This is a genomic window from Vibrio sp. B181a (genome assembly GCF_030248375.1).
Classification (GTDB): Bacteria; Pseudomonadota; Gammaproteobacteria; order Enterobacterales; family Vibrionaceae; genus Vibrio; species Vibrio campbellii.
Genome location: NZ_JAHGAD010000117.1, coordinates 1 through 3,045 on the forward strand (window position 1 = coordinate 1; position 3,045 = coordinate 3,045).

The following is a 3,045-nucleotide window of genomic DNA, read 5'->3' on the forward strand; positions in this document are numbered from 1 at the left end:
CTCTGGCAGGATAGAGCTATTGTCAAATGTGGTGTATGGAGGATCATGCTGTAGCCTGTTGATGAGCCTCCATTTCTTTCACTCCATCGATGAAGCGAACATCTTTCACAACATCCGCTAGGAGTGCAAAACCTCGTAGACGACGCCATTTCGTCTCTGCACTACGCATTAACTTGTAGGCCATCATCAACGTTGTCTTTCTGTTTCCACAGTTCTTTGTCTTGTTCGTGCGTAAACGTACTGTGGCGAACATCGATTCTATTGGGTTGGTTGTCCTGATATGAACCCAGTGCTCTGCTGGGTAATCGTAGAACGCCAGCATTTCAGCTTTATCTTTCACCAAGCAGTCGGTGGCCTTGGGATACTTGGCTTCAAAGCGTTTCTGGAAGGTTGAGAAGGCGTGATAAGCATCATCTCTCGTTTCTGCCATCCAGATATCTTGCAGTGCTTCCTTCATTCGTGGCTGCACGCTTTTGGGCACCTTGTTAAGCACATTCGCTGTCTTATGTACCCAACACCGTTGTTGAGCCGTTTGAGGCCAGCACTTAGCAACGGCTTTCCAGAAGCCAAGTGCGCCATCTCCGATGGCGAGCTTCGGTGCTAACTGTAATCCCTGTGCTCGTAACTGCTCAATGAGTTCCGTCCAACTTGCTTCTGACTCTCGATGACCATCCAGAACGCCAAGGACTTCTTTGCGTCCAGTGTCATCTACGCCAATAATGACGAGCAAACAGAGCTTATCATCCATCCTAACGTGACAGTAAACACCGTCAGCCCAAACGTAAACATAGCGACGTCTACTGAGGTCACGCTTACGCCACTGTTCATATTCTGCATACCAGCGTTCTTTGAGGCGACAGATGCTGTTGGCTGACAGGCCTTTCGCATCCTTACCAAGCAAAGACTCCAGAGCAGGCAGCATATCGCCCGTCGATATCCCCTTGAGATAGAGTAACGGGAGCAATGTTGCAACGCTCTTTGTTCGCTTGAGATACGGTGGTATCAAGTTGCTATTAAATTTGACGCCATGCCCTGAGCGATCTCTTACCTTAGGAATTTGCACTTCGACTTCACCGATACCGGTTTGCAATGTTCGCTCAGGAAGAAAACCATTACGGACAATGGCTTGTTTACCATCAACCATCGTCTTCTGATGTTGGGCAAGTAACTGTTGAAGCTCAGCTTCAACAGCTTGTGCAATCAAATCCCTAGCCCCTTGACGTATCAGTTCTGTGAGCGGGTCTTGTGGTGTATTCAGTGAAACAACAGTATTATCAGCCATGCGGTGTACCTTTCTGTTAACTAGTTGGAATGGCAATCTATAACGATAAATCCATGGCTGACATTGTAAATATGCTCGATATTGTTGACCGCACAGGGAAACCATTTGTTGCTCCAAGTGCATTAACACAGCGAAGAAAAAACCTCGGTGAGTCAGCGGCTAAAGCTCTTTTTGAGTGTACCCAGAGTCATTGGTTTAAGCAGGCTAATTTACCAAACTGGAACGGACTCACTCTTCTTGGCGTTGATGGTGTCTTGTGGCGAACTGAGGATTCAAAAGAGAACGCTGCAACGTTTGCAAAGCCTACCAATCGCGACGGAAAAGAAACACAGTACCCACAAGTACGCATGGTATGTCAGATGGAATTGAGCAGCCATTTAATCACAGGCAGTGCCTTTGACTGTTATAGCGTCAATGAAATGAAGTTAGCAGAGCAACTGATAGAGACGACACCTGATAATAGTTTAACCCTTTTTGATAAAGGCTTTTACTCCCTTGGCCTACTTCAAGCATGGAGCTCGCAAGGCATAAATCGACATTGGCTTATCCCAATGAAAAAAGGACTTACTTATGACGTCGTTCAGTCTCTTGGCCGCCAAGATAAACTGATAAAACTGAAGAGTAATCCGCAAGCACGTAAAAAGTGGCCAGAGCTAGAACAAGAAGTGGTTGTACGTTTAATCACGAGAGTCAAAGATGGCAAGCAATACGATGTTCTCACCTCAATGCTTGACCCTATGCTCTACCCAAAGTCAGATATCGTAGGCTTATATGGGTATCGTTGGGAAATTGAACTCGGATACCGTGAGCAAAAACAGTACATGCTTGGTAACCGACTCACGCTTCGAAGTCGACTCCCTGAATTAGTGAAGCAAGAACTCTGGGGAATACTACTGACCTATAACTTGATCAGGTATCAAATGGTGCAGATGTGTAATACGTTGAATGGTGATTACTTGCCATATCAACTTAGCTTCAATGGAGCACTAGCTCACATCATGCGCCTGATAGTGGGACTTCCATACTCGTCACCAGGAGCAATCCCGAGGCAACTCCAAAACTTCTACTCAATGAGTGAGAGCTTAATACTTGAACCTAGGAGAGAAAGATCCTTCCCTAGAGTCGTTAAGAAAAAGCCAAGCCGATACCCTAGAAAAAACAATGCCGATCACCTTAAGTGAACGGCATTAGAGCCTTGCTCTGCCCTGAGGGATCCCCTCATAAAGCCGCCAGTGCATAGCCATCTTTTAAGAGCTGTTCGTAGTAATCCCAAATCGCTAGCCTTCGACCTTCTTGAATTTTCTTCTTACGCTCTGGCATCACCATAGGAAAAACCATGTGCAACGCACCGATCATATGACGGATTTCTTCTCGTTCGAAAAATAGATTTGCGCGTGGTGAATATACCGGAATACCCTTCTCTTCGAGAGATTGCGCAAGCGCCCTTACCTTGTCTGCTTTTACAGAGCGGAATAAAAACGCAGCTTGGTTCCAATCGGTAAGCTTGCCTTCGTTTTTTAGGTGCATGAGCATCTGATAGACATCATCATGCCAGTCATCACCTTCAGGTGTCACAGCACTGACAACCGTTGGGCCTGCGTCAAAATCTCCTTCACGGGCTTCGATGGTTTTACTGTAACGGTAGTTCACACCGCCACGTAACCATGGCTTATCCCCCATGTAAGTGTCATAGAAGCCGACTATATCCGGATGATCCGCACCAGCAGTTTTGGACACCGAGTTAAGTGTAGTGGCATAGTGAA

The 3,045-nt window shown here is 46.4% G+C and carries 1 protein-coding gene and 2 pseudogenes; 1 reads left to right on the forward strand and 2 read right to left on the reverse strand.

Annotation, left to right across the window (positions count from 1 at the left end; genetic code table 11):
- Nucleotides 1-43: 43 nt before the first annotated feature.
- Nucleotides 44-1,282 carry an IS256 family transposase gene (locus tag KIO97_RS26030; protein ID WP_285384362.1) on the reverse strand — a complete coding sequence of 413 codons (1,239 nt, stop codon included), beginning with the start codon at nt 1,280-1,282 and terminating at the stop codon, nt 44-46.
- A gap of 20 nt (nt 1,283-1,302) precedes the next feature.
- Between KIO97_RS26030 and KIO97_RS26035 the strand changes: the two are divergent.
- Nucleotides 1,303-2,463 (forward strand): annotated as a pseudogene (locus KIO97_RS26035) (IS4 family transposase); the annotation flags it as partial.
- Nucleotides 2,464-2,500: 37 nt separating this feature from the next.
- Here KIO97_RS26035 and KIO97_RS26040 read toward each other — a convergent pair.
- A pseudogene (locus KIO97_RS26040) lies at nt 2,501-3,045 on the reverse strand (hypothetical protein); the annotation flags it as partial.